This is a genomic window from Methylobacterium sp. CM6241, assembly GCF_054817845.1.
The window spans coordinates 3,252,232-3,277,485 of sequence record NZ_CM139246.1 but is presented as its reverse complement, the minus strand read 5'-3'; the positions used below and the strand labels follow the sequence as shown (position 1 = coordinate 3,277,485).

At 64.7% G+C, this 25,254-nt stretch carries 27 protein-coding genes and 1 tRNA gene; 15 read left to right on the top strand and 13 right to left on the bottom strand.

The features are described 5' to 3' along the window. Nucleotides 1–119: 119 nt before the first annotated feature. Nucleotides 120–971 carry a hypothetical protein gene (locus tag ACYQR9_RS15290; protein ID WP_461227085.1) on the top strand — a complete coding sequence of 284 codons (852 nt, stop codon included), beginning with the start codon at nucleotides 120–122 and terminating at the stop codon, nucleotides 969–971. Between the two features lie 12 nt (nucleotides 972–983). On the opposite strand, the gene ACYQR9_RS15285 is transcribed toward ACYQR9_RS15290, so the two are convergent. Further along, the gene (locus ACYQR9_RS15285) at nucleotides 984–1,601 is read right to left on the bottom strand and encodes a hypothetical protein (protein ID WP_461227083.1); all 618 of its coding nucleotides are present in this window, start codon (nucleotides 1,599–1,601) and stop codon (nucleotides 984–986) included. A gap of 773 nt (nucleotides 1,602–2,374) precedes the next feature. Here ACYQR9_RS15285 and ACYQR9_RS15280 point away from each other — a divergent pair. The 5 genes from ACYQR9_RS15280 to ACYQR9_RS15260 all read left to right on the top strand — a co-directional run bounded on the left by ACYQR9_RS15280 (nucleotide 2,375) and on the right by ACYQR9_RS15260 (nucleotide 6,377). Beyond that, nucleotides 2,375–3,280, top strand: a complete 906-nt coding sequence (locus tag ACYQR9_RS15280; protein WP_461227081.1) for a hypothetical protein — start codon at nucleotides 2,375–2,377, stop codon at nucleotides 3,278–3,280. A gap of 154 nt (nucleotides 3,281–3,434) precedes the next feature. Further along, nucleotides 3,435–4,682 (top strand): LOG family protein, encoded by a 1,248-nt coding sequence (locus ACYQR9_RS15275; protein ID WP_461227080.1) that lies wholly within the window; start codon nucleotides 3,435–3,437, stop codon nucleotides 4,680–4,682. A 94-nt stretch (nucleotides 4,683–4,776) separates the two neighbouring features. Further along, a complete protein-coding gene (locus ACYQR9_RS15270; protein WP_461227078.1) occupies nucleotides 4,777–5,535 on the top strand; it encodes a hypothetical protein in 759 nt (252 codons plus the stop codon). Then, complete coding sequence (locus ACYQR9_RS15265) at nucleotides 5,536–6,039, top strand: hypothetical protein (RefSeq protein WP_461227077.1); 504 nt, start codon at nucleotides 5,536–5,538, stop codon at nucleotides 6,037–6,039. It abuts the gene before it with no gap. A 197-nt stretch (nucleotides 6,040–6,236) separates the two neighbouring features. After that, nucleotides 6,237–6,377, top strand: a complete 141-nt coding sequence (locus tag ACYQR9_RS15260; protein WP_461227075.1) for a hypothetical protein — start codon at nucleotides 6,237–6,239, stop codon at nucleotides 6,375–6,377. A gap of 144 nt (nucleotides 6,378–6,521) precedes the next feature. Here the strand turns inward: ACYQR9_RS15260 and ACYQR9_RS15255 are convergent, their stop codons facing one another. From ACYQR9_RS15255 to ACYQR9_RS15215, 9 genes are all read right to left on the bottom strand, one after another. Next, complete coding sequence (locus ACYQR9_RS15255) at nucleotides 6,522–7,778, bottom strand: amidase (RefSeq protein ID WP_461227073.1); 1,257 nt, start codon at nucleotides 7,776–7,778, stop codon at nucleotides 6,522–6,524. Nucleotides 7,779–7,813: 35 nt separating this feature from the next. Then, a complete protein-coding gene (locus tag ACYQR9_RS15250) occupies nucleotides 7,814–9,130 on the bottom strand; it encodes an amidase (RefSeq protein WP_461227072.1) in 1,317 nt (438 codons plus the stop codon). Between the two features lie 67 nt (nucleotides 9,131–9,197). Then, complete coding sequence (locus ACYQR9_RS15245) at nucleotides 9,198–10,175, bottom strand: ABC transporter substrate-binding protein (protein WP_461227070.1); 978 nt, start codon at nucleotides 10,173–10,175, stop codon at nucleotides 9,198–9,200. Between the two features lie 117 nt (nucleotides 10,176–10,292). Continuing rightward, nucleotides 10,293–11,084 carry an ABC transporter permease gene (locus tag ACYQR9_RS15240; protein WP_461227068.1) on the bottom strand — a complete coding sequence of 264 codons (792 nt, stop codon included), beginning with the start codon at nucleotides 11,082–11,084 and terminating at the stop codon, nucleotides 10,293–10,295. Between the two features lie 128 nt (nucleotides 11,085–11,212). Beyond that, nucleotides 11,213–11,998: an ABC transporter ATP-binding protein gene (locus ACYQR9_RS15235; RefSeq protein ID WP_244031534.1), complete on the bottom strand. Its 786-nt coding sequence runs from the start codon at nucleotides 11,996–11,998 to the stop codon at nucleotides 11,213–11,215. 83 nt (nucleotides 11,999–12,081) lie between these two features. Next, nucleotides 12,082–12,978: a quinone oxidoreductase family protein gene (locus ACYQR9_RS15230; RefSeq protein ID WP_461227066.1), complete on the bottom strand. Its 897-nt coding sequence runs from the start codon at nucleotides 12,976–12,978 to the stop codon at nucleotides 12,082–12,084. Nucleotides 12,979–13,645: 667 nt separating this feature from the next. Next, entirely contained in the window at nucleotides 13,646–14,167 is a 522-nt protein-coding gene (locus tag ACYQR9_RS15225) for a hypothetical protein (RefSeq protein ID WP_461227065.1), read from the bottom strand. A 619-nt stretch (nucleotides 14,168–14,786) separates the two neighbouring features. Beyond that, nucleotides 14,787–15,131 carry a hypothetical protein gene (locus ACYQR9_RS15220; protein ID WP_461227064.1) on the bottom strand — a complete coding sequence of 115 codons (345 nt, stop codon included), beginning with the start codon at nucleotides 15,129–15,131 and terminating at the stop codon, nucleotides 14,787–14,789. 142 nt (nucleotides 15,132–15,273) lie between these two features. Continuing rightward, the gene (locus ACYQR9_RS15215; RefSeq protein WP_461227062.1) at nucleotides 15,274–15,993 is read right to left on the bottom strand and encodes a hypothetical protein; all 720 of its coding nucleotides are present in this window, start codon (nucleotides 15,991–15,993) and stop codon (nucleotides 15,274–15,276) included. Nucleotides 15,994–16,182: 189 nt separating this feature from the next. Here ACYQR9_RS15215 and ACYQR9_RS15210 point away from each other — a divergent pair, with 189 nt between their 5' ends. The 3 genes from ACYQR9_RS15210 (at nucleotide 16,183) to ACYQR9_RS15200 (ending at nucleotide 17,674) form a co-directional block, all read left to right on the top strand. After that, nucleotides 16,183–16,761: a hypothetical protein gene (locus ACYQR9_RS15210; RefSeq protein WP_461227061.1), complete on the top strand. Its 579-nt coding sequence runs from the start codon at nucleotides 16,183–16,185 to the stop codon at nucleotides 16,759–16,761. Further along, nucleotides 16,758–17,159, top strand: a complete 402-nt coding sequence (locus ACYQR9_RS15205) for a hypothetical protein (RefSeq protein WP_461227059.1) — start codon at nucleotides 16,758–16,760, stop codon at nucleotides 17,157–17,159. The genes ACYQR9_RS15210 and ACYQR9_RS15205 overlap by 4 nt, the downstream gene beginning before the upstream one ends. A 203-nt stretch (nucleotides 17,160–17,362) precedes the next feature. Next, entirely contained in the window at nucleotides 17,363–17,674 is a 312-nt protein-coding gene (locus tag ACYQR9_RS15200) for a hypothetical protein (RefSeq protein ID WP_461227057.1), read from the top strand. A 208-nt stretch (nucleotides 17,675–17,882) separates the two neighbouring features. Here ACYQR9_RS15200 and ACYQR9_RS15195 read toward each other — a convergent pair whose 3' ends face one another. Next, nucleotides 17,883–18,500, bottom strand: coding sequence for a hypothetical protein (locus ACYQR9_RS15195; RefSeq protein WP_461227055.1), 618 nt, complete (start codon nucleotides 18,498–18,500; stop codon nucleotides 17,883–17,885). Nucleotides 18,501–18,799: 299 nt separating this feature from the next. On the opposite strand from ACYQR9_RS15195, the gene ACYQR9_RS15190 reads away from it, so the two are divergent. Next, the gene (locus tag ACYQR9_RS15190; protein WP_461227053.1) at nucleotides 18,800–18,997 is read left to right on the top strand and encodes a hypothetical protein; all 198 of its coding nucleotides are present in this window, start codon (nucleotides 18,800–18,802) and stop codon (nucleotides 18,995–18,997) included. A 3-nt stretch (nucleotides 18,998–19,000) separates the two neighbouring features. Here the strand turns inward: ACYQR9_RS15190 and ACYQR9_RS15185 are convergent, their stop codons facing one another. Beyond that, entirely contained in the window at nucleotides 19,001–19,588 is a 588-nt protein-coding gene (locus ACYQR9_RS15185; RefSeq protein WP_461227052.1) for a metallophosphoesterase, read from the bottom strand. A 563-nt stretch (nucleotides 19,589–20,151) separates the two neighbouring features. Between ACYQR9_RS15185 and ACYQR9_RS15180 the strand changes: the two genes are divergently transcribed. The 5 genes from ACYQR9_RS15180 to ACYQR9_RS15160 all read left to right on the top strand — a co-directional run bounded on the left by ACYQR9_RS15180 (nucleotide 20,152) and on the right by ACYQR9_RS15160 (nucleotide 24,726). Further along, nucleotides 20,152–21,432, top strand: coding sequence for a site-specific integrase (locus tag ACYQR9_RS15180; RefSeq protein WP_461227050.1), 1,281 nt, complete (start codon nucleotides 20,152–20,154; stop codon nucleotides 21,430–21,432). A gap of 77 nt (nucleotides 21,433–21,509) precedes the next feature. Next, nucleotides 21,510–21,603, top strand: a tRNA-Met gene (locus ACYQR9_RS15175). A 419-nt stretch (nucleotides 21,604–22,022) separates the two neighbouring features. Continuing rightward, nucleotides 22,023–22,511, top strand: coding sequence for a DUF3489 domain-containing protein (locus ACYQR9_RS15170; protein ID WP_461227048.1), 489 nt, complete (start codon nucleotides 22,023–22,025; stop codon nucleotides 22,509–22,511). Next, nucleotides 22,508–23,059, top strand: a complete 552-nt coding sequence (locus ACYQR9_RS15165; RefSeq protein WP_461227046.1) for a DUF2924 domain-containing protein — start codon at nucleotides 22,508–22,510, stop codon at nucleotides 23,057–23,059. Before ACYQR9_RS15170 ends, ACYQR9_RS15165 begins: the two co-directional genes overlap by 4 nt. Beyond that, nucleotides 23,059–24,726, top strand: coding sequence for a recombinase family protein (locus ACYQR9_RS15160; protein WP_461227044.1), 1,668 nt, complete (start codon nucleotides 23,059–23,061; stop codon nucleotides 24,724–24,726). Before ACYQR9_RS15165 ends, ACYQR9_RS15160 begins: the two co-directional genes overlap by 1 nt. Nucleotides 24,727–24,982: 256 nt before the next feature. On the opposite strand, the gene ACYQR9_RS15155 is transcribed toward ACYQR9_RS15160, so the two are convergent. Further along, entirely contained in the window at nucleotides 24,983–25,177 is a 195-nt protein-coding gene (locus ACYQR9_RS15155) for a hypothetical protein (RefSeq protein WP_461227042.1), read from the bottom strand. Between the last annotated feature and the right edge of the window lie 77 nt (nucleotides 25,178–25,254).

The following is a 25,254-nucleotide window of genomic DNA, read 5'->3' as shown; positions in this document are numbered from 1 at the left end:
CGGGACTTTATTTTCGGGCCTGTGGATCGCCCCATGGCGGCCCATGAAGCCCGTCATGGGCTGACGCATGGCTCCATGGGCGGCATGGGCCAAGGATGGGCGATCCATTCCTTCGAGGCATGGCACGACGATTCGGTGTCGCTGTGGCCTGGAACGTGTCACGCTGGCCGGCGCACGATCCCGGCATGGCGAACCTCGGCTTCAACCTCACCACGGACCTCGGGGACCGGATCGCGCTGTGGGCGCGCCAGTTCGCCGAGGAGACGACGTTCAAGCGCTACGAGCGAGCGTGCGCCTATGTCATGGACGAGAGCGCCAAGCGACTCGCCGAGCGCATGAACGAGGCGACGGAGGACGTCGTCGACAACCCGACGACCTGGATGAAGCGGGCTTGGGCGTACCGTCGCGGCCTCAGCAAGCAGCGCAGGCGACCCGGCGAGGTCAGCGCCGACACCTACGTGCTCGACGACCAGAGCATCGTGATGAAATTCCTCGTCGGCGATGGGCCCAACGTCCGCCGCCCGGGCGACGTCGGCCTCGCCAAGGACCGCATCCTGCTGCCGAACTGGCGCAACCTGGCCCTGACGCAGGGAATCCGTCCGGACCGCCATGGCAACCTGCCGGGCAGCGTGGCGGCCCGCCTGAACCGCGAGGCCGGCGGCACCGTCGCCAAGCGCCGGGTCAAGGGCCGCTGGGGCGTCTACAAGGGCGAGATCCCGGTCGGGGGTAGCCGCCTCCTGGGGTACATCGTGCGGCCGCCCCGGGTGAAGGCGCCCCTGGGCAAGAACGGGCGCATGATCTGGGTCAACCAGGGCCGCCCGCGCATCCTGCTCGTGGCCGTCCACAAGTCCGTCCTGCAGGTGCCGTACGAGGTCGCCGTCCGCGATGTGATGGATGGCATCCCCGAGCTAATGGCGGCCGAGCTCGACGACGCTATCGCCTACCAGCAGCGCATCGCCTCGGGGCGGTAAGGCAGGGTGGCGTTAGGCGTCAGGATCTGTGCCGGGCCTGACGTCCTTCGCGGCCGCTTCCAAAATCGCCTTAGCTGCCGCCACCGTCTCCATCAGCGGAATTTTGTTTCGTGAGGGGACGTTGATGTTCTGCCATTTCGCGCCGACCAGTGCGACCGACTTGCCAGCATAGGCTTTATCAACCGCTACCCCCACGATCCCGTCAGCATTCAAATATGTCGGCTTGCCATCCGGTGTGTGTAGTGACGCGAGGCGTACGTAAGGCGCAAACAATCCAGCAATTGCCTGAATGTTTCCCAGTGCGAAGATGCCGTAGTTCCCGCCATCTACGAGCGTGCACCCATCCGGATCGCCCAGATTTGCTAATGCAGGGCGCAGCTTTAAGAGGCTTTCCGCCTCAAGTTCCGCTGGATTACCATGGTAGTCCGTCAGCTTGATGAACATTGAAAAAGCCTCACGGGCTGCGCTGATAGAGCAATCATCGCAAAGCTGCACGTTTCCAGTTGCCCCGGCAAGCCCGATAGACCGTGGCCTGGAACTGGTCACGGGCGGGGCGGCACGCTGATCCCATCCCGCCTGCCCGATGGGCGCGCGGTGGTGTCCGATCACCCCGACCTTGGAGACGACCATGAGTAGGCTCTGAGACACCGACGTCCAGGGAAGGCCACCACACGGTCTGCTTGTCCAAATGGGCGATCATATTCGCCTAGAAATCGAGGGGCCTTTCTGACCTCGCCAGGACCGAGCCCGACCCATGGATGGGGTCCCCTGGACGCATGGAGAACCTGCGGGGAGGCATTCGCCCCCAGGATCCCGCTACTTGTGAAAGCTTTTTCGAACCCTCCGGATTCCGCATTCGATTTCGGCCCAAGGCCCTGACCGTAAACGGCTTCGAGGTTCGGAATATGCGGAAATGATAGACTTCCGACCACCCGGATGCCGCAATGCCCCCCCCCGCCTCTACCTGAGTTGACCCCATCGTCGCCGCCGCGTCCGGATTTCCGGCGGGGTCCGGTGGCGCGACGGTGTCCGGTAGGGGCAACAACCCCCGCCCGGGAGGCTCGTGAGCATCTCGGACTGGAGATCATTGGGGGTCGCGTCAGGGCGAAACGGGCTCATCTCGTAGTCCAGCCCGCAACCGCGTCGACCCGAGAATAGGAGCCAGCGACCAGCCCTAGTGGTGAAATTCGGATAGATGGGACCCACGCCCGGGGTCCGCTTGCGACCCAACCCGGCCGCCCGGACTGCCGCCGGCGCTTCTACAAAGCAGCCGTTTGACCGCCCTCCGCCGACGTCAACTCGAGGACGGCGAGCGGACGGCAGCGGGCCAGAGGGTCAAGAAAATGTCCTCATCGATATCTAGGAGTACCGTGCAAATCTGTAGGCGCACTACGGGAAGATACATGCAGAAGAACAGCAGCTTTCATGACTTGAGGCCTGAACTGGTTGCACCCATTCAGCAAACCCACCTGCTCGTTCGCTCGTATCTCGCCGGATTGGCGTTTATGGTGAGCGATACGTCGCGTGATCCAAAATATATCTCTAATCACCTTCTTTCACGGCTATCGCAAGATATTCTTCAATCGGCTATGTCAGTTGCTGTCCTAGTTTCGGAGGGCATTCAGAACGTGGCTCGACGGGAGTTGAGATTTCTACTAGAGGCTTCCGTGAAAATTACCCACGTACAACGCGCGAGCTACGCTTCCTCTATAGATGAAAAACTTGCCGTATTCGATAAAGATCTTCGCTCCCCGTCCATCTCTATTAAGAGAGAAATCAATTTCGATTTGCTACCCGAGGACCACAGATCAATTTTCGACGAGGAGATCGGTCGGATATATGGCCTTACATCAAATTATGTGCATTTGACTCCTGCACAGATATTACAGTCAATCGAGGCCGCAAAAGCAGGAGTAACGGCGGGCAAAGAGCGACCCGAGGATGTTGAAGAATTCAATAGACTGGCGGCACGTGCAATGGCAGCCTCTCTTGTCCTGCTCTTTCACAGCGTGCCCTCTTGGGTTGCCGGTGATTTTCTAGTTGAGCAAGATGGTTCAAGCATCCAATGGCAATTCATGCAATCGAGATACATAGCCGCAATTGATGAGCAGTTTGATTACAAACACGAGCGGCAGGAAAATCTCTCTGAAATCAAAAGAGCCCGAACTGCCAACGTCCGATTTCAGATGTCATGTATATGGCTCGCCCCAGACGGACCAGAGCCTCCACTACTGAGCTTCGCACACTGTCCCAAATCATCTGGCTACGGACAGGTCAGAGTCACCGCTCGAACAGGTTTTCGACGTTGAAGGATGCGATCCGCATGGCGTCATCTCTCCCCCACGGCGCAACCGACCGGATCGACTGCATCTGCTCTCACTCTAGGCAATCGAAGCGTGTATCGTGACGGCTGCAAGATCAAGTCGTCGCGCAAATAATGGCGACGGTGGGAGGAGACAGTCCATGGCAGCAGAGATCACCGATGACGCGAGCCTGACGGCGTGGCTCGCGGACATCGGCCGAGCGCCAGCCGTCCTCGTCGGTCTCGATCTACGCAGATACGAAAAAGAGCTCGCCAGCGCGCGCCTCGACGGCTGCGTTCTGGTCGGCGGGGCGTTCTCCCCCGTCACCGCGGCGCAGGCCGCCGAACAGGGTGCGACGGTGCTCGGACGGCGCGGCGACGTACCGTTCGATATGTATCGGTCCGATGTCTACAGCGTGGCCGATATCTATGCCGACTTCGATCCGGCGACCGAGGGGTCATGGGAGAAGAGCTTCGACCACCAAGCCTATTTCTGGTTCATGGACCCAGCGAAGAAGGTGCCGAAGCCGATCGGCTTCGCCGACACGATCGCCGCGCGGGTCCATGACGCCGCGATGGAACGCTCGGTCGTGCGATTCCTGCAGAGCGCGCGGCGGCCAGCAGTAGCGGTCATGGGCGGTCACGACCGAGACCGCACCGATGCGGGCTTCCTTACGGTCGCCAAACTCGCTCGCGAGTTGTCCCGCAAGGGACGCATGATCGTGACGGGAGGCGGGCCGGGGTTCATGGAGGCTGCAAACCTGGGCGCGTTCCTCGCCGGCTTCCCCGACCAAGCGCTTGACGACGCGATGGCGATCCTCGTCACCGCGCCCAAGTTCACTGCGTCGCACCAATGGTTGAGCACAGCATGCGAAGTACGCCAACGCCTGCTCGGCGACTGGCGCGCGACCGCGCCGGCAGAGAGCAGCAATCTCGGTATCCCGACCTGGCTCTACGGTCATGAGCCGCCAAACCTGTTCGCCACCCACATCGGCAAGTTTTTCTACAACAGTCTGCGCGAGGACGGGCTCGTCACCGTCGCCGATGGCGGGATCATCTTCGCGGAAGGCAACGCGGGGACGGTGCAGGAGGTCTTCCAGGACGCGACCCAGAACTATTACCGTGCCGACAAGACGGCGCCGACGCCGATGGTGCTGTTCAACTCGACGCCGGGCTTCTGGGACCTGCCGTGCGACCAAGTCGTCGACAAGGGCCGAAAGAAGCCGTTGCTGCCATTACTGCGGCAGCTTGCCGGCGAGCGGGCGGCGACAATGTTCGACGAAGCGGTGCGTATCACCGATGATCCGGCGGCGATCGTGTCCTTCCTGCTGGAGTTTGGCGAGCCGCCCGCTACCAAGGCCGCCATGTGGCGGGCCGCCATTGTAGATGGAGCAACAGCGAGCGCCTGAAAGCTCAAAGGGCATGTTTTCGCGAGAACGGCTTCCCACATTCCTGGCTCAACCAGGCGGCTTGTAGCACTCCGCCTCATTATCGGAGTTCCGGATGCCGAATCCGACCCGCATAGTAGTCCCGATCGATAGCCAGGACCCATCCGCCTGGGCGCATGCGCTGGCCTATGCCTATGCGATCGGGGCCAGGGGGCAGCCGGAGGTGCGGGACTACATTCTCCTGACCCATGGCAAGCAGCAGCTGAAGTCGACGTCGCTCGCCGGTCATGTCGGAGCGCAAGAGGCCAAGACACTGCTTGGCAATGCGGTGGTGCCGCTGCCGACGGGTGGGCAATTGCGGCATGCCACGCTCCAGACCCTTCGCGGTTCGGGACGCGGGGCGGTGATCATCGCCTACTACGCCGACGAGGGAATACTGGAGATGCTTGACGGCGTCGCCGGGATCATCGGCATCGTCGCGGTGCCTGACCTACCGGGCGAGATCGACGGCTGGATCACGCGTTGGAACCCGCTGGTGCATGGGCAGCAGCAAGCGAGCGCGCCGTCGCCACTCATCACCGATCCTGTGGTCGAGAAGGCGCTCACGGCGTTGTCCGGGTGGATCAACCTTTCGCACGCGCTCATGAACCCGCGCGACAAGAGTCACGCGGACGAGACGCTGCGCATCCTGCGGGCGAAAGGGCATGCATTGGAGCCGGACAAGATCAAGTCGTGGGCGATCCGAAACGGCTGGAAGCCGGGCGCTGCCGATGAGTTGGCGAAGCTCGCCGGCCGGATCGGGGGCATGAAGACCAAGCCGTCGCTCAAGGACTTCCACAACCCGGACGGCAAATACGAGAGCTGGAGCAAGTAGGTGGCGAAGCCCGGGCAGAAGATCGCCGGCTTCACGGACCTCTACCAGCACATGGTGGGCGATCGCCCGTTCATCGGCAGCCTCCTTACTGGCCATCTCGCGATCGAGTTCCTGCTGCGACGCCTGTTGGCGCAGTATGACGCCCGCCTCGCCGAACACGCCGACACGCTGCGCCACCACGCGCTCATCACGCTAAATTATCAGATCGGGACGATCAGCGAGGAGCAGCGCGACGTGCTCATGGCGATCAACCGGCTGCGCAACAAGCTCGCGCACCAGATCAGCTTTGAGCCGTCCATGGAGGAGTTGCGGCAGCTCTGGGCGCAGGCCAGCGGCGCCTTCTCCGACCTAACCGACGGCATCTCACAAGGCATCGAAGCGCTCGGGTCCGCCGCGTGCCTCGACGCCGTCGAGGAGTGGATCCTCCCCGAGCTGTTCGTGCAAATCTGCTACGACCTGCATGGCGAGTATGTCGAACGCGGCGGCGACGACGAGGCGTTCTAGGCGAGACGGCGGCTGAACAACCAACACTGGCGTCAGCGGAAGCTGCGCGGAGGATTAGGATCACCTCGCGCTTCCCTCACAGCCACCCGTGCCGCTGACTTGGGGGGAGCCGAGTGGGCCTCGTCACGGCGGTCGCGGTATGGCCGATAGTTGCCCAAGCCGGTCCTTCGATCTGGAAAGGCGGTCAGGCTACCCCGATGGCAGCACGGTTCGTCGAGATGAGCCTCCACCGTCTGTACATGCACGCCTTCTCCGGTGCGAATCTCGCCGGCCTGTGCGAGCAGACAACCCGGGACGTGCCCGAGGTCGCCGAGATCCTGCTGAACGGACGGTGTTGATGTCCGCTTGAAGCTTTCCACCCAACCCGGTCATAGAGCGGACGGACGGGTGCCGACTCAACCTTGCCGTAGCAGTCCCCTTACGCGAGACCCAAAAGCGGTCGTTCTGCGTGCCGTTTTACTAGCCCACGGGAATAGCTCGCATCAGCGATGGTGCTCATGCATCACCGTCTCGGCGAAGTGTGCGGCCGTGAGGGCCCGGGCATCGTCGCCACGGCGGGCAATTATCTGCACGCCGAGCGGCAACCCGGCCGGGGTGCTTCCCACCGGCACGGTCACGCAAGGAACCCCCATCAGCGTCCAGAGGCGGTTGAAGCGGGAATCGCCTGTGCTGGCATAGCCTTCCGGCGCCGGGCCGGGTGCCGAGAGCGTCAGGATCACGTCCACGTCGTGCTCTGCAAACAGATCGGGCAATTGCCGCCGGGCGCGATTCGCCACCTTCAAGGTCGCATCGTAGGACTTGGGCGACACGCCTTGCGCGGCATCGAGATGCGCGCCCAGGAGTGGTCCGAGGTCCGCGCGATGCGTGGTGTATTCCCAATCCAGCGCCTGGGCCGCCTCAAAATCCTGGATCGTGCCATGAAGCCCGAAGGCTTCGGCGAAGACCGCTGGCAGGCCGACATCGCGCAGGCGGGCTCCGGCGGCTTCGGCGGCAGCCCGCACGCGTTCGAGGGCATCCAGCGCTTCGGGCTCCGCAGCGGTGCAGAAATCCTGCAGGACGACGCCGATGCGCGGCGTGCCTAGCTCTGTTGCGGGAAGGTCGAGACCCGGACGCCCCGTCATTAGCGCGAGGGCGTGGGCGGCATCGGCGACGCCCGCAGTGAATAGGCCCAGCGTGTCGAGCGTCCAGGAGAAGCATTTCATGCCCACCGTGGGCAGGAGCCCGAAGGACGGTTTCATCCCCACCACTCCGCAATAGGCGGCCGGGCGGATCACTGAGCCCCCGGTCTGTGTGCCCAGCGCCAACGGCAGCATCCCCGCTGATACAGCGGCGGCCGAACCCGCCGACGAACCGCCCGGCGTATGGCCAAGGTGGCGCGGATTTCGGGTTTGTGTCGGGTCCAGGAAGGCGAAGGCCGTTGTGGTGGTCTTAGCCAGCGGTACGGCGCCGAGCCGCCTCAGGCGTGCCACGATGGCCGCATCTGCGCGCGGGCGCCAGCCTTCGTAAATCGGCGACCCCATCTGCGTTGGCAGGTCCGCAGTGTCGAGGATATCCTTCACTCCTACGGCGATGCCCGCGAGGGAACCTCGCTCCGGTACGACCGGATCGGGATTTCGGCTGACCAGCGCCTGGATCTCAGGCTCGTGCTCGGCAATCGCGGCCTCGGAGAGGGAAATGGCCTCGCGCGGCGTGAGTGAGCCGGCATCGATCTGCTTGCGCAGCGAGAGGAGGGACAGCATGGGGCAGCGTTCCGATGATCGCGATGTGCGGGTTTTCAGGAGGCGGGGCCGAAGACGGGAAAGGTGATGGGACGGGCCAGGACCGTCTCGCACCAGCGAGCTGTGCGCAGAAGCGCAAGATCATTGCGGTAGGTGCCCACAAGCTGGATCCCGAGCGGAAGCCCTTGGCTTTCCCCAGCCGGAAGCGCGACGGCCGGAACGCCGAGGCAGGTCCAAGGCACGCAGAAGGCGGGGTCGCCAGTCCAGACCAGCCCTTCTGGGGCAGGGCCGGAGGCCGGCAGGGTGAGGACCGCATCGGTGCCTGCCAGCACCGCATTGAGGTCCGCCCGCAGATCGGCCTGCCGTCGTAGGGCTTCAACGTAGGTAATTGCCGGGATCTGCGCACCTTCCGCGACGAGATCCTTGAGCGGCTGGCTCGTCCGGCCGGGGAAACGTTCCACCAGAGCTCCGAAGCAGGCGCTGGCCTCGACGGCGAGAATGGTGCGCGCGCATTCCCACAAGCCTTCGAAGGCGGCCGGGAGCACGAGGTCGGACACATGGGCTCCGGCCGCTCGGAAAGCTGCCGCCGTGGATTCGAGCAGTGCGCGCTGTTCCGGTTCGGCCCTGTCCCAGATCGTGGTCCGAAGCAGCGCGAGGCGCGGCGACTCACGGGGCGCCAATCCCGTGTCGAGGTCGACGGAAAAGCTCGGCAGCGAGCGGCCGTGCAGGTCCTCTTCGTCCTGGCCGATCAGATGCGCTAGGGCGAAGGCGGCGTCCGTCACCGAGCGGGTGAACAGGCCGACATGGTCGAGTGAGGGGGCAAGGGGATGAACGCCGACCCGTGGAATGGCGCCGTAGCTCGGCTTGAGACCGACGACACCGCAATAAGCGGCCGGCCGGATCACCGATCCGAAGGTCTGGGTACCGAGGGCCACGGGAACAATCCCAGCCGCGACGGCAGCGGCTGATCCGCTCGATGAGCCCCCCGGCGTGTGTCCGCGCTTCCATGGATTGTGCGTCGGTCCCGGATGGCGCCAGGCGAATTCGGTGGACACGGTCTTGCCGAGCACCGAGGCGCCGAGGGTTTTCAGGCGGGCAACGATCCAGGCATCCGCAGCGGGCACGTGGTCCGCATAGACCGGTGAGCCGTTCGTGGTCGGCATGTATGCAGTGGCGATGATGTCCTTCACCCCAACGGGGATGCCAGCCCAGGCTCCGTCTCCCGGCGCGGGATCCGCCGAGAGAACAGTGAAGGCGGCAAGATCCGAGCGGGCAAGGGCTGCATCATGGCTGGCCGCGAGGTAATCGCCGGGCGAAACGCGCCCATCACGAAACGCCCACAGGGCATCGACGAGACCGAGTTGGTTGAGCATCGAGGTTCCGTTGTCTTGCGCAGCCGAATGCCGCGCCGACGCGGCGCGGCATTCGGAAAACGCGGCTTCAGTTCGCCGCGAGGCTCTTCTCGATGAAGTCGCGGCGCACGAAGGTGGCGTAGTCAGGCAGGCCTGAGAGATTGCCGAGCGCGACCTGCGTCTCCATGCCTGTTTTGAGGGCCTCAGCGGTGATGTCGACGCTATCCGGATAGACCTTCTCACGCATCATGCGCTTGACCGCGGCCTCGACCACGGCGGGGTCAAGGTTCGGGAACTGCTTCTTGGCGATGGCAATCGTCTTCTCGGGCTCGGCGTGCATGAAGCGGATCGCCTTCTGCATCCCAGTCACGACCTTCTGAGTGATGGCGGGATCGACGTCCTTGCGGGCGCTTACGGCCGAGAAGGCGTAGGGGCCATAGCGCTCAGGAAAGCTCAGCACGACCTTCATGCCCTTGGCCACCACCTGGTCGAGCCCCGGCTCGTACATGACGGCAATCTTGGCCTGTCCGGCCAGAAGCGGGCCTGGCTCGGAGCCGAGTTGGACCTGGGTCATCTCAACATCCTCGGGCTTGAGACCGTTCTCCTTCAGGAGCTTCAGGAACAGCGATGTGCTCGTGGTCGGCATCAGCCCGGTGACGATCTTTTGACCCTTCAGGTCCTTCACGTCGTTGAAAGTCACATCCGGGGTGGCAGCTATCCAGACTGCGGCCCCGTTGACCACGTTGGCCACGACGTTCACAGGCGCGCCCTTCGAGGCAGCGATGGCGGTCCATTCGGGGCCGTGGATCGAGTACTGCGCGCTCTTCGAGATCACGGCTGAGAGCGCGACGGCTGGGGCGCCCGCCGTTTCCTTCGTCACTTCGACGCCTTCGCCCGCGAAGAAGCCGCCATCCATAGCGACGTAGAAGGGCAGGTAGAGCATCGATTGGAAGGCTTGGGAGACCGTGACCTTGTCCGCTGCGCGGGCGGGCAATGCCACGAGGCTGGCGAATCCCACGGTGACTGCAAGGGAGGTTGAGAGACGCAGACGCTTGGAACGGATCATCCGTGAGGCCCTTCTTCGACAAAACTTCGGTAAGCAGGAGTTTGGAAAGCCTGTGCCCAGCGTCGATCACGCAGTGCGGCCGAGGACAGCAAGCCCACCGGCACGTCTGCTCAGAGATCAGACCTGAACTTGGCCGGCGGCGATGATCTGCCGCCAGGGCAGAATGCGACGCTCGGCGAAATCGATAACGTGGTAGAGGAGGAAGCCCACGAACATCAGCACGAACAATCCGACCCAGACGGTATTGAGGTCGTAGAGGCTCGAGGCCGAGTAGATCAGGTGCCCGAGGCCGCGCTGGGACGAGATGAACTCGCCGACCACCGCGCCCACGAGGGCAAAGCCGATATTGATGCGGAACATCCCGATGATGGCCGGAAGGGTCGAAGGCACGATCACGCTCTTAAAGATGCGGTTCTTCGAGGCGCCCATTGAGGCCAGAAGGGCCTGCAGGTCGGGGTCGGCGTCGCGCGCGGCCTGATACGCGGCGATCAGGGCCACGAGGGCAGTGAGCGAAACTGCGAGCGCCACCTTCGAGACGAAGCCTGTGCCGAACCACAGGATGACGATCGGTGCCAGCGCGATCTTCGGCACCGAGTTGATCGCCACGATGAAAGGCTCGACGAGCCGCGCCACGAAGGCCGAGTACCAGAGGCCGAGGCCGGCCAGTGACCCCAGGAGCGTGCCGATCAGGAACCCGATGATGGCTTCGATCACAGTGTACCAGGTGTCGACCGGCAGCGATCCGTCCAGCATCGAGGCGAGGAAGACCCGCCAGATGCCTGAAGGGGCACCGACTAGGAATTCCGTGAGCCAGCCGGCTCGGACCGCGATCTCCCAAGCAAGAAAGAACACTGCGACCGCCAGCAGTTGAATGATGCCGCGCCCGAGTGTCGTGTCGGCCGCTCGCACGAAGGCGCCCGGCTTCGCGCGGGGCCGGGCGACGAGTCTCTGAGCGGACCGGACTGATGCTGGAGAGGAAGATTTTAGGTGCTGGGACGTCTTCAAGGCTTCCGACGTTTCCAAGGTGTGCGTCGCCATCAGGCCGCCCTCTGACGGGTCTGGATCTCTAGTTCGCCACACAGGGTCTGGAAATAGTCGGAGAAGCGCGGATCGCTGCGCGCGCCGATGGGCGAACGGGCATCGAGTCCGATCTCGTGGACGGACTTCACCTTGGTGGGACGATTGCCCAGGACGACGACGCGCTTGGAGAGGGCGACGGCCTCGTCGATGTCGTGCGTCACGAGCACCACGGTCTTGTGGAAGGTCTCCACGGCGTCGAGGAGAACGCCTTCGAGGTAAAGCCGCGTCTGGTAGTCGAGGGCCGAGAAGGGTTCGTCCAGGAGCAGGATGTCGGGATCCATGATCAGGGTCCGGATCAGCGCCGTCCGCTGCCGCATGCCTCCGGACAGCATCTTGGGGTAGGCGTTCTCGAAGCCCGACAGACCGAAGGTCGAGAGATATTCACGGGCCGTGTCGAGGGCCTGGGCCCGGTCGACGCCCTTCATCTCCAGGCCGAGCATCACGTTCTGCAGGACTGTCCGCCAGGGAAACAGCAGGTCCTTCTGCATCATGTAGCCGACCCGGCCCTGGAGCCCGGGCACCACCTCCCCGCGAAACGTCATCGTTCCGCTGTCGGGTTCGAGAAGTCCGGCGATGACGTTGAACACCGTCGTCTTGCCGCAGCCGCTGGGGCCGATGATGCTGACAAAGTCGCGCTCGTAGATATCGAAGCTGAGACCGTCGAGGACCGGGACCGGACCGCCCTTGCCGGGAAAGGACTTGCGGATGCCGTCCAGGCTGAGTTGGACCTCGGGAACCGTCATGAACCCTCCATGTGTGAGGGGCGGCTCCAGCAAACCTCAGGCCAACGTAATTATGGATGCAAAAAATCTCGCCGAGCGCCGGTCTATGGACTGATGAGCAAGGCGCCGCCAAAGCGACGCTCTTCCGCAGCAACGTGGGCCTCCACGACGTCATCGAGCGTGAAGCGGCACCCGATGTCGACGTTGACATGACCCTGGGCGATGGCCTCGAACAAGTCGGCCGCATTGGCACGGAAGGTCGCCGGGTCGGCGTTGTGGGGAAAGACGGAGGGGCGCGTCAGGAAGAGGCATCCCTTCTTGTTGAGTAGCTCCGGGTCGACCGCTGGGGCCTTGCCGGACGAGGCACCGTAACAAACAACGAGACCGAACGGTGCCGCACAATCGAGTGACTTGATCAGGGTGTCCTTGCCGATCGCGTCGTAAACGACACGAGCCTTTCGACCGCCGCTCGCTGCCAGGAAGGCTTCAGGCCATTCCGGATCGTTGAGGTCGATGACATCCACGCACCCAGCGGCGAGCGCGGCCTCCCGCTTGCGGGGTGAGCCTGTGGTGCCGATGACCGTGGCGCCCAGCGCCGTCGCCCACCGCGTCAGGATCTGCCCAACGCCGCCGGCGGCCGAATGCACGAGCAGAAGGTCGCCAGCCTGCACGGCATGTGTCTTCCGCAAGAGGTACTGGGCCGTCATCCCCTTGAACAGCAGAGTTGCCGCAGCCTCGTCGCTCACCGTGTCCGGCAATGCGACGAGCTTGTCGGCAGAGACGTTTCGAAGGTTTGCATAGGCGCCGACGCCAGCGTTCATGTAGGCGACCCTATCGCCGATCCGGATGCTCGTGACACCCGAACCAACGCCATCGACGACCCCCGCCGCCTCGAAGCCAAGGCCCGTTGGTAGGGGAAGCGGATAGATGCCCTTGCGTTGGTAGATGTCGATGAAGTTAAAGCCGATGGCCGTCTGCCGAATCCGCACCTCATCCGCCATCGGTGGTGGAAGCTCCTCCGTCGCGATCGATAGCACCTGGGGCGAGCCGAACTCGGTGAGCTTGACGACGCGTCTCGTGACCATGCGAATGCGACTCCGTGACAGCCTGATGCGGTAAAGGGGTGATAAGCCTCGTCGAAGGCTGTCGCACACGTTGGATCCAGCCGCCACGGCCAAGGTGTTATTCCCCGGCGACCCCAGCTCCGTTGGGGCAACCACGGATCATTAAGGACATACCATCGCTCAGCTGGAAGCGATGTCCGGTTAATGACCTTACGCTGTCAAAAGCAGATAGTCCGCTTGCCACCCGACTTGGTCGTACGGCCTTGTTTCATCGTGTGCGTGTAAAACGTGCCCTCCCCACGTTATGTAGCGGATCGCGATTTCCGGAGATAAAGTGGGTCAATTCTGCCGTTCACCTGTAACGCAGGCAAACATTAGGATCCTGACGACGAAACGTGCATGTCGGCTCAGCAGGGCGCTCAATAGGTCGAGGTCCGCCTTTCGGTTGGCCGGCAATACTGGTGGCTGACGACCGACACCGCCAAGCGCATCGGTGCGCAGGTCGCCGTCGAGGAGGGCCGCGAGCGCGACTCGGTCGAGGACGCTTACGTCATCGACCCAAAGTAGCAGCCGGCCGATATCGACATCTGATCCGTGCGTCGGATCAGAAAGGACGCTGGCGGATGAAATCGTGCATCTGGTTTGCGTTGTCGAAGAACCGACACGTGGCAGCGAGCAGAATCTCCTTCGAAACGGCCGCATTTCCCTCGATGCCGATGTAGACCGACATGAGCTCCTCTTCGGTCACGTCCACCTTGGCATCGAAGATCTCACCCTCCGCCTCCGTGAGGCCATCTCCCCACTGACGGGCGGTGCGGAGCAGCGTGTTGGAGGGGGCCGGCGAACGCTCGCCCGGCGGGAACGCCACGACGCGCGCGCCATCCAACTCCCTGGGGAGGCGGGGCAGGATCAGCGCCTCGGCGGCCTGCTTGACCGTCTCACCTCCCGTCGAGAGGAACGCCTTCGGCAGGCGCTTGCGCGAGAACCGCTTGTCGGTGCGGACCCGGCGGTTGCCGAAGATCACGCCAAGGCGCGTGCCGCGCGGAAGGCCCAGGAGGTTCACGCTGCGAGACAGCAGCGTGCCGAGACTGGTCTGAACTAGGGGGATGCGTCTTGCGATGGGCATGAATAGACCTCTGAAATAGCGACGGGTCCGCTATATCGCAGGCCTCGCTATAGCGGGCAACCCTTTATTTCAAAAATCTGGCGTGGTCTGAAACTGGTCACGCCCCCTGCGGGACACTCCGATCAGATCAACAGAGATCCCGCGTGCCGCAGGCCGGCCAGACAGCGACGACCCCCAAACCACCAGCGCCCGCGCCCGCGCCCGAGAGCCTGCGGCTTTGCTTCGACCGTGGCGAGCGCCGGGCGGCTGTGTCCGTCCCCGCCACCCGCGGTCTTGCGACCTGGGACGACGGCACCCGGACCTTCGAGTTCGTGCTGGCGACCGAGCCCCCCCCTGCCGGACCTACCGCTGGGATCAACGACGCTTCAATTGAAGCTGGCCCAGAAGGCCAAGCCGACGGTCAATGGTGAGGAGGTCTCTTGCCATGTGGCGGGCGATCCGGGAGACGGCAAGTCCACCTTGCGCTATCTGTCGCCGGCGTGCTCCGGCGCAGCGACCTGCTCGACATCGACGGGTCGGTCTACCGGGTAGGGATGCCGACGGTCTGGCCCGCAGGCGACCTGAGGCGGTACGTGCTCGCTCCGGTGTGACCGCCGGCTTTCCGGCGGTCCGAGACACCTCACCCGACGGTGTTTGCATCCCTGTCGCTGACGTCATTGATGACGACTTCGGCATCGTTGCTGCGGAATATCCACCGCGTCTTTGGCTCGGTGCTGCCGGCCGGCAATTGCTGCGGTTGGAAGATCGGCTCGACTTTCACGTCCGAATAGTACCTCCGCACGAAGTCCCAGATTCCCGGAAACCGCTCTGACAGGCTGCTCGGATCCTTGAAAGCGTTGCGTGGTTCGTCGGGTAGGATGAGCGGGTTGGCCGGGCGAGTGGTGCCCTTCTCTGAGGCTCGGTATTTCCGGTCACCGTCGTCATCGACGATCTCCCAGATGTCGATCTCAACCTTCGTGATCATGTGGGTGTCTCGCAAACATCAAATCGAAATGTGGCAGTCTGCAATACGTCCGAACCTGGGCTGTAAGCGGCGGTCGTTCAAGAGGTGGGGCCGTTGGTATCGGTCTCTCGCCTTCGCGTAGGCGGGAGACCGGGTGCGGGCGTCATGCATTCACGGTGATCGAGATTGCCTCGGGGCTCACGCCAAAGGTCCGCGCCAGGGCCGCCTTCGCCTCAGGGATGGTGAGACGCAACGGTTCCGCCTGAGGCGTCGAGGTGGCCACTGGCTCCGGCTCTGCCTCGACCTCGACTTCCTCAGCCTCAGTCGTGTCGCCGTGGACGGTGTCGACATCCAGCCACTCGATAGGCTCGTCGAAGACGACATTCCCGTGCGGCAGCAAGTGCCCGGCGGCCATGCTGGTTCCGCTACGGTTCGCGTGCTCGTCCAACGGAATCCACTGGATGCCAGTCTGCCCTTCCTTCTGTGCCCGTGCGTAGACCTTGGTGCCCATCTCGATCAGCACCTTCGGGGCAAATGCGATGATCTGCAGTCGGTTCATCGCAAAACGGTCGTCGAAGGTCACGACGAAGATCTCCTTCGCTTGACTGACAAGGCCCCAACCACCTGAAGCGTCGCGCGGGATGCCGACCCAACGGTCAGCGCTGGTCTTGATGCCAACGCTGGTGTCCTCGCCGCCGTGCTTCGCAAAGTACCCGTACGCCCCGGGGACCTTCAACGTGTCGCCGATCACGTATCCAAGATCACGTAATACACCTAAAGCGACGAGGGAAAGGGCGCTTTGGCGCGCCTTCATAACACGAAGCTTCTCCTTCTTCGACATCTCGGGGACGGGAAGAAGCGCCTTGGACAGCTGAACCGACATAACCAATCTCTTTGCTCGATGACATCCATTCTCTGTCATGGTTTGTTGTCCCGCACAAGAAGCTTCTTAAGCGGGTAAAGAGGCGTCGGTTAACTCTGCAAGGAGCTGCAAGGCAATCCAAGCGCGGCCTGGAACTGGTCACAGGCAAGGACCGACACTCCCTCTCGCGCGAAGCGAGAGCCTGTCCCGTTGTCCGACGTCGATTGCCTGACCCAGTTTGAGAACGCTGTCGTCGCGCATCTCGAAACCCGCCTCGGCGGGGCGGTCAAGCGCGTCCTGACGCCCGAGGACGCCGGCCCCGACCGTCCGATCCCCAAACGGTTCCTGCCCTGCATCCTCGTCGTAATCGGCGCCGAGTCGCCCGGCGCGCCCGGGCCGAACGAGGGCGGGCAGGACCGCCTCGTCCCACAGACAGTTCAGGTCGACGTCATGGTCGCGACCGACGGCGGCGAGAAGGGCTTCAACGCCAAGGTCCGAACCATCGCCTTCGCCGTGCGCACCGCCATGGCGGACCTGATCGGCGCGACCTGCCTGCCGCTCGACGAAAGTGCGCACCCAGCTTCGCGCCGGCACATCGACGGAGGGGCCTTGACCGGCTCCTGGCGGTCGCCGCCAGCCTCGGGCTCAAGGCCGAGATCCGCCTCGAGCCCGCCGCCGGCTGAAGGACGCGATCCGCCGCTTGCATGGCGTCCTGTCGGACACCGTCCTTGTGCCTCACGTACCCGCCCGGAATCATGGCTCCATCGCACCGATGGAGACCCGAGATGACGTTCGGACAGCACCCCGCCCAGGACCTCCTCGACGAGCTCGCCGGCGAGCTTGAGGATGACGACTTCGCCCCACCCCCGACCCCTGCCAGCGCCGCCGCCGCGGCCGCCGCCTTCCGTCGGGCCGACGCCGCTCGGAAGCGTGACGAGCGGGCCAAGCGCCGGGCCGAGGGCCTGCCCGACCAACGTGTCATCGACGCCTGCATCACCCAGGGCATCTCGGATGCGCTCAAGGCCGTCGACGCCCGAGGCCACATGCTCCGGCATGGACGCCTCACAGGCCTCGACGTGCCGGTCGCCGCGGTCATGAAGGCGGCGCTGCACCACCTGATGGACCGCGGCTGCGAGAAGGCCGTCGCGGTGCGCGTGCTGCAGGGCCGGGTGCTGCCGAGCGCCTGAGGCGCCGCCCGCGTCCCTTCAACAAGGCGTTACGCAAAGCCACAGTAACGGGACGCTCATAGAGATGAGGGCGTCCCTTCTGCTGTGACGTCCGGGGCCAGGGCTTAGTTAACCCCAACAACAGGCCATTGCCGTGGGACTCTTTCGGACCGCCATCAGAGCTGCGATCTCTATGGGGCAGCACGGCGATGCGGGAGGCCACGATGAGCAACCACAGCTACAAGAGCTATTCCGACGCCGGTCGCTTCGCAGAGAGCGCCGAGAGCTTGGCGTACGGTTTCGCGGGTGTCGCAGCCCGGGCCTGGAGCGACGCCTACGAGGTTACCCGAGCCGACGCTGCCCAGGCCGCCGTCTACCACGCCGCCTCGGCCCGCCTGCATGCCGCCCGCCTCAAGCTAGCCAGGGCCGATGCAGCCGCGGCCGCCCGTCGTAGAGACGCCGCCGCCCGGGAGAGGGACGCCCAGCGCTTGGAGGACGCTCGCCGGGCCCGGCTCCTCGCCCAGCTCGCCGCCTGAGCACTAACGTCAGCATGTGTGCGCACGCGGTGTGCTGACGAAATGCTCTCACGGCTGCACAGGGAAAGTTTCTACGGCAAAGTGATGGGTGCGCTCGCATGTCGCAGGGTGCGCGCAGGTCAAAATGAGGGCCCGCTCCGGTCTCCCGGGCGGGCCCTTTTCGTCTGTGGCCCGGGACGTATCCAGGGCGGCTGGACGGTGTCCGGGGTCAGCGCATCCCGAAGCGGACGGCGTCCTCCTCGGGCTCGTCCGCTGCGTCCGGAACGTCCACCCCGCGAACGACGCGGCGGTAGTCGGCGGGGTCGGGGGAGTGCTTGGCCTTCACGAGCCTTGCGGACTCAGCCTGCTGCCACTCCCGGTACAACGGCACCCTGGGCATCGTCGCGAGCCGCGCGTCTCCGGAGAGATGGCGCCCGATCACCTCGGCCTGAAGGCAGACAAAAATCGCCAGCCGGTCGCGCGGCAGGTTAGCGAGGTACGACCTTGTCTCGTCGGACAGCATCGCGGCCAGGGTTGGATCGGCGTCATCCTCGCACAGGAGATGCTGCAGGGCGGCCCTGCCGAGGTTACGATGGAAGTCGGGGCCGACGTCGGCCTTTACGATGCCGGTGGCTGCGGCGATCTCGGCCTTCGCCTCCGTCTCGGCGACGAGGTCTGCGACTTGCTCTATCAGGGCGTTCTCGGCCTGCCTGGCCTCCGCAGGCGGGGCAAGGGAGCGGAGGACCCAGCGCCCGCCCTCCCAGATAAGGCGGGGGGCAGCCGCGATGGCGGCTAGGGTTGCGGCGACGAGGGCGCCAACGGCGCCAAGGAATCGACGAACGGTCACGGGTGTGCTCCTGCGTGGGGTAGTGGTGATGCGATTTTCCGGCGGGGGGGCGCATCCCACCAGGGCTAGAAGTGCGCCTTGCCGAAGATCCGCATCCGCAGGTCGTCTGGAAGCTGCCGCTTGTGCCGGTGGACCGCCGCCAACGCCTGGGTCTCCATGATCACGGACAGGGTCGGCGAGCTCATTCTTCCGCTGAGACCAGGCCCAGTGGATACGGCGCTGACGCCCGAGGAGAGGGCCCTGGCAGAGAAGGCGTACACCGAGCTTCTGGCCGATTGGAACGCGCCGGAGCAGCGGTAGTGACGGCCCTCGACCTCAAACGGTGGCGCCGGGAAACCGGCGCGGTCGACCGCCTCGTCGATGGCCTGCTCGCCCGGGACGGGGCGGAGCAGGCCGCCGCGGTGCGGGAGATCTCGGACGACAACGAGGCCCACGCCCGGATATGGGCGCGGACGCTGCTGCTCGTCGCATGGCACGCAGACCACGGCGAGGACTGACACCTACGCCCCGCCGGCTTCCCGGACCGCGCGTTCGGCCTCCTCCGGGAGCGTCGGCGTCGCCGCCATCCGGGCGATCACGTCCTCGACGCGCGCCGGCGCGTAGCCCCATACGTCGACGCCGACGTCGCACGATCCCGACGTCCCGGGCATCGCACCGTGCGTGTGTCCGTGGACGTGCAGGACGCCCTGGAAGCTGCCCGGCCAGGCGCGAAGCGGGTAGTGGTCGCACACGATGCGCCGGCTGGCGGTGTGGACGATGAGCCGTTCCTGGACGCTATCCCAGCCCAAGTCCGTCACGCGCGGCCGGTCGTGATTCCCCACGAGCAAATGCTTCCGCCCCTTGAGCGCCGCGAAGATCTCCGCGGTGCGCGCCGGGGTGTGCCCCCACTCGAAGTCGCCGAGATGGATGACCGTGTCGCCGGGGCAGACGACCGCGTTCCACGCCTCGACAAGCAGGCTGTCCATCTCGGCGACGTCGCGGAACGGCCTGTTCGTGTGGCTGATCGATCCGGCATGGCCGAAGTGGGTATCAGCGGTCAGCCAGACGGTACCCGCGTGTGGCGTCAGGTTGTGGTGGTGGGTCTTCATGAAGGCAGCCTCCTGGGTGGGGCTGCCGCGCACGGCGTCACGCCCCCGGGGTAATGGGTCTCGTCAGGCTGGGAGCGCGTATCGGTTTCACAGGTCCCTCCGGAGTGGCGTCGAATTCATTCCGAAACGGAATTGGTTGGCCGGTGGAATTGGCAGGTCTAGCGGAAGAAGTTTGCGAAATCCCTGGCCGCGGGACCGGCAGGGGCATGGATCCACAACTGAGCAGTCAAACCTACGCCGGAGGCCGTTGACGCCCCGCGGCGAATTCGGGAGCCTTGATGCATGACGACATACGAGATCATCGTCGCCGACGACATCAACCAAGGCCGGCCTCAAGTTGCCGCTGCGGCCGAGGCCGACACGCCGCTCGATCTGGAGACCGCTGTGTGGGTCCCCGAGATCTGCATGCCTGTGCGGCTCCCGGGCGCGACGGCGACGACGTACTGGCCGATCCTCTCCGTGAGGCAACTGCGCGAGGCCATCACGCGCGGCGACCTTCGGCCGGAGCGGTGGGGCCGCCAGATCGTCGTGAGCCGTCGCATTATCATGGAGTGGAGAGAATCATGCCGAGACGCGCCCTCGGAGCGAGGCTCTGGGAGAAGCCGGCCGAACACCACCCGGACGGCAAGCTCCGGAAGCGGTCGGTCTGGGTCATCCGCGACGGCAAGCTCCCGAACGTCGTCACCGGCGTCCCAGTCCTCCCTGAACTCCCTGATCGCAATCGCGGGGCGGCTGAGCCGGCGCTCGCCGACTACCTGACGGCGAAGCACAACCCCGCCCGGGACGAGGATCGGGCGCTCGGCGAGATCCTGGTGACCGACGTCCTGGCCGTCTACGGGGAAGACGTCGCCCCGAAGCACGCCCGCCCCGAGAAGACGGCGGCCAGATTGTTGCAGCTCGGCGCTTGGTGGGAAGGCAAGACGGTCGCCGAAGTCAATGGCAAGTCTGTCCGGGCCTACGGGGCATGGCGGAAAAAGACTGCCTGGAAGTCGGCCAAGCCGGGAGTGACCGGCAGAAAACCGCGCACGGTCACGGACGCCGGTGTGCGTCGCGAGCTCGAAGACATGCAGGCGGCACTCAATCACTACCTGCGCGAGGGACACATGCGGGCAGTGGTGAAGGTGCCACTGCCCGAGAAGAGCGCATCGAAGGATCGGTACCTGGAACGCACCGAGGCCGCGCAACTTCTTCGGACGATGTTGCACATGCCCGAAAGACAGCGCCGGCACCGTGGTCCGGACAAGGGCAAGGTGGTGGCTACGTCCAAGCGTCCAGCGAGGCACCTCGCCCGATTCCTCCTCGTCGGGATCTACACCGGCACCAGGGCCGCCGCGATCTGCTCGGCCGGCTTCGCGCCCGCGGATGGGCGGGGTTGGATCGACCTGGGCCGCGGGGTATTCCACCGTCGCCGTGTCGGGGCGGCGGAGACGAAGAAGCGTCAGCCGCCCGTGAAGCTACCGAAGCGGTTGCTCGCTCACATCCGCCGCTGGGCCCGAACCCCGCGCACGGATGGAACGATGCCGGAGTTCGTCGTCGAGTTCCGCGGCAAGCCGGTCGGGGAGGTCAACAAGGGCTGGGCTGCAGCCGTAAAGGAAGCCGGGCTCGGGCCGGACGTCACGCCCCACACATGCCGGCACACCTGTGCGACTTGGATGATGCTCGCCGGCGTGGATCTCTGGCAGGCGGCGGCCTTCCTAGGCATGACTGTCCAGATGCTGGAGAAGGTCTACGGCCACCACCGTCCCGACTACCAAGCCGAGGCCGCCGGGGCACTGGACAGGGCCGGCCGCCGCGTGGCGGAGACCATCGACGTCGAGGACGCCTTCACCCGCCACGCAGCTTGAGGGTCCCGTTTCGTTCTAGGGGGACAACGGGGGGACAGGAACGAGGCGGAAATCGGGGGAAATGGGCGGCATCCGACGGGTGTCGCTAGAGCGCGCCGCAGGGCGTGCGAACGTAAGGCGGACCCGCTCATAACGGTCTGGTTGCAGGTTCGAGTCCTGCCGGGCCCACCACTCACTCCCTGCGAACGACGGACGTTCGGGTTTGGCGGGAGACGTGCGGCGTCTCAAGGGCATAGCGAAAAGCTGCCGCTTTGAGGCCTCTTCTCCAGGGCCGTCCTGCGGCCCGGATTCTCGGCGGTTTCGGCCGGTTTCTCGCCTGCCGCCGGTGCAGCTTCCGCAGCCTTGCATCTGGCCTTGCAGGAGACGGATTCGCAGGCCGACGGAGCCTTGGTTCGCTGGCTGTCGTGCACTGGTGTGTGAGCCATTACTGCCACTTCGGACTGGACTTGCGCTGCGAATGGAGCGGAATTGTCAGCGTCCTTGAGGCCGCCGACGCGGTGCGCCCTCGACCCCCTGCCGATCCCTCGCGATCCGCGGGGTTGCGCTGGTGGTAGCAGACCCGCTGCCGACCCATCGCAAGGTCCACCCTCATGATTGACGAGAACTACCACGCGCTGCTGAAGGCAGCCGCAGAGTCACACGACCAGTTGATCGCCCGTCCCGCCGGACTGAACGCTCGAGCCGCCAAGGCGCTGTTGGCCAAACTCTGCAAAACCGAGTTGGCGGTCGAGGTCGTCGTGACCGCGGACGAGCCACACTGGCACAGCGATGAGCGCGGTCCGATCGGGCTGAGCCTCACAACCGCCGGTCGGGAAAGCCGCTGCCTCGATGCCGGACCGGACAGGGCTGAGACAAAGCCGCGATCCGGCACGAAGCAGTCGCTGATCATCGCGATGCTGCAGCGTGATGAAGGGGCCACACTCGCCGACCTGATGGCCGCCACCGGCTGGCTTGCCCATTCGACGCGCGCCGCCCTGACCGGCCTGCGCAAGCGAGGGATGACCCTCACGAAGGGACACGATGCCGAGGATCGGACGGTCTATCGCCTGGCCGACGTTGCCACGGTGGAGGCCCGATGATGGCCGCCGTGATCAGCCCCGAGCTCAAGCGTGAGATCGAGGCGCTTGCCTCCCTCGATCTGGGCGACCTGCGCATCCGCTGGCGGCAGCATCTGCGAACGGCCCCTCCCCCGCATCTGTCCCGAACCCTGATGGTGCGGCTCCTGGCCTACCGCATCCAAGCCAAGGCGTTGGGCGACCTCGATCGCGACAGCGCCCGGCTGCTCGATCGGATCGCGAAGGAACGCCTGCGCCGGCGTGGCGCCGCCGAGCGGGCGGCCAAACCGAAGGCGCCGCCCCTCGTCCCGCCGATCCCGACACCCGGGCTTCGGCCCGGCACCCTGCTGGTGCGGGAGTTCGGCGGCGAGGTTCATACCGTCACCGTGGTCACGGGTGGGTTTGCCTGGAAGGAGGCAACCTATGCCAGCCTGTCGGAGGTCGCCCGCGCGATCACCGGCACCCGCTGGAACGGTCCCCGCTTCTTCGGGTTTCGGGACAAGGGAGCCACCAGGGCGCCCAGCAGCGGCGACGAGTCCTTTTCGGCTGTGGCCACGGGAGGGATCGCGTGATGGCATCGCCCTCCAATTGGCTGCATGCCAAGGCCCTGCCGTCGAAGACCCAAGCACCCAAACTCCAAGCCCCCAAACCCCAGGCCCCCAAGGCTCTGCGCTGCGCGATCTACACCCGCAAATCCACCGAGCACGGGCTCGATCAGGCCTTCACCTCCCTCGACAACCAGCGCGAGGCCGCCGAAGCCTACATCAAGAGCCAGGCGCATGAGGGCTGGCGCCTGCTGCCGGAGGCCTACGACGATGGCGGCGTCTCAGGCGGCAGCCTCGAGCGTCCGGCCTTGCAGCGGCTCCTCGCTGAGGTCGAGGCAGGACGCATCGATGTGGTGGTGGTCTACAAGGTCGACCGGCTGACCCGCGCCCTCTCGGACTTTGCCAAGCTCGTCGAGCTGTTCGACGCGCACGGCGTCTCCTTCGTCTCGGTGACCCAGGCCTTCAACACCACCAACAGCATGGGACGGCTGACGCTCAACGTCCTGCTGTCGTTCGCCCAGTTCGAGCGTGAGGTCACGGCAGAACGCATCCGCGACAAGATCGCGGCCTCGAAGCGCAAGGGCATGCGCATGGGCGGACCGGTCCCGCTGGGATACCGTGTCCACGACAAGAAGCTGGTCCCCTGCCCCGATGAGGCGGCCCAGGTCAGGACGATCTTCGATCGCTACCTCGCGCTCGGCTGCCTCAACGGGCTGGCGGCCGATCTGCAGGCCCAGGGCATCCTGACCAAGCGATCCCCGCGCCGTGATGGCACAAGCCGTGGCGGCATTGCCTTCACCAAGGGGCCGCTGGCCTATCTGCTGCGCAACCGGGTCTATATCGGCGAGGTGATCCACAAGGATCGGCACTATCCCGGAGAGCACGAGGGTATCGTCCCACGCGAGCTGTTCGATGCGGTCCAGGCGGCGCTGAGCGAGAAGTCGCAGGCGCAAGGCTCCGCTCGGGGCAACACCGGCTCGTGGCTGACGGGTCTGCTCTACGATGACCGCGGCAATCGGATGACGCCGAGCTCGGCCAGGAAGGGGGCGCTCCGCTACCGCTACTACGTCTCACGTGCGCTCGAGACGGGACAGCGCAGCGAGGCGGGCTCGGTCCCCCGCGTGTCGGCGCCCGAGATCGAGCAGGCGGTGCGGGAGGCGCTTACACCACCCTCCCCTGATCAACCTTCAGCATCTGAAGAGATGCCCCTGCTCACGCACATCAGCCGGATCGTCGTTCACCTGAGCCATCTTGCCATCAGTTTCGTCGAGCCGGACGGGGCAGAGCAAGACGACAGCACAAGCGGAGCAGGAGCCATCGAGCTGGCCCCCCTTCGTGTGCCCTGGTCGGCCCGACCGAGCCGTCGTCGGCGCCAGATCATCCGCGCTGAGGGTGATGAAGGGGCGATGCCGCTGCGGCCGATGCGGGTCGAGACCCGAGCCCGTCTCGTCGACGGGATCGCCAAGGCGCGCTTCTGGCTCGATGACCTTGTCAGCGGCCGCGTGGCTGACACCCATGCCATCGCCCTAGCCGAAGGCTGCAGCGAGCGCTCGGTGCGCATGACCCTCAACCTTGCCTTCCTGGCGCCGTCGGTCGTCCAGGCGGCGATCGCTGGCACCTTGCCGGAGGGGGCCGGTATCTCCACCCTCATGAACGCGCCAATGTTGTGGCAAATCCAAGTGGGATTTAACTGAGCTTGTCCCTCTGGCAAGATAGCGTCAAGTATAGCAGGCGAAGTTCAAACGTTCGAATCGTGTCGGGTGCGCCATCGCTTTATCACCGGACAAAAACCGCCTAACACCCTAAAGAATAAGGTGAGATTGGCCGTTCTCAAGCCTTCACCACGTTTATAGCGTAGCTGGTCGGCAAAATTCAGTTTTAGGACAGCATATTTGTCCTCGACATATCCTGTTTTCCAAACACAACAAAGACATGAAACGAAGTCCAAAGCTATTCTAAGCTTTTGTCAAAATCCTGTGCCGGGATTGCGCTTTCGCCTATCTTTTTAGCAATCAGCAACTTTTCCTTTTCGAGCTTCACGACCTTGGCTTCCAGCCCACGCACCACTGCCGGCACCATCGTCTCGATGATTCGCTCGACCGCATTATTAGTCTGCTCTTCGACCGTGGCGAGTGCGGCTTTCAATGCCTATGCTTCGTTCTTCGCGTTCGCCTGCTTGCGGTCGCCCAGCTTGTGGAACATCACGGCAGCGACCTTGAACA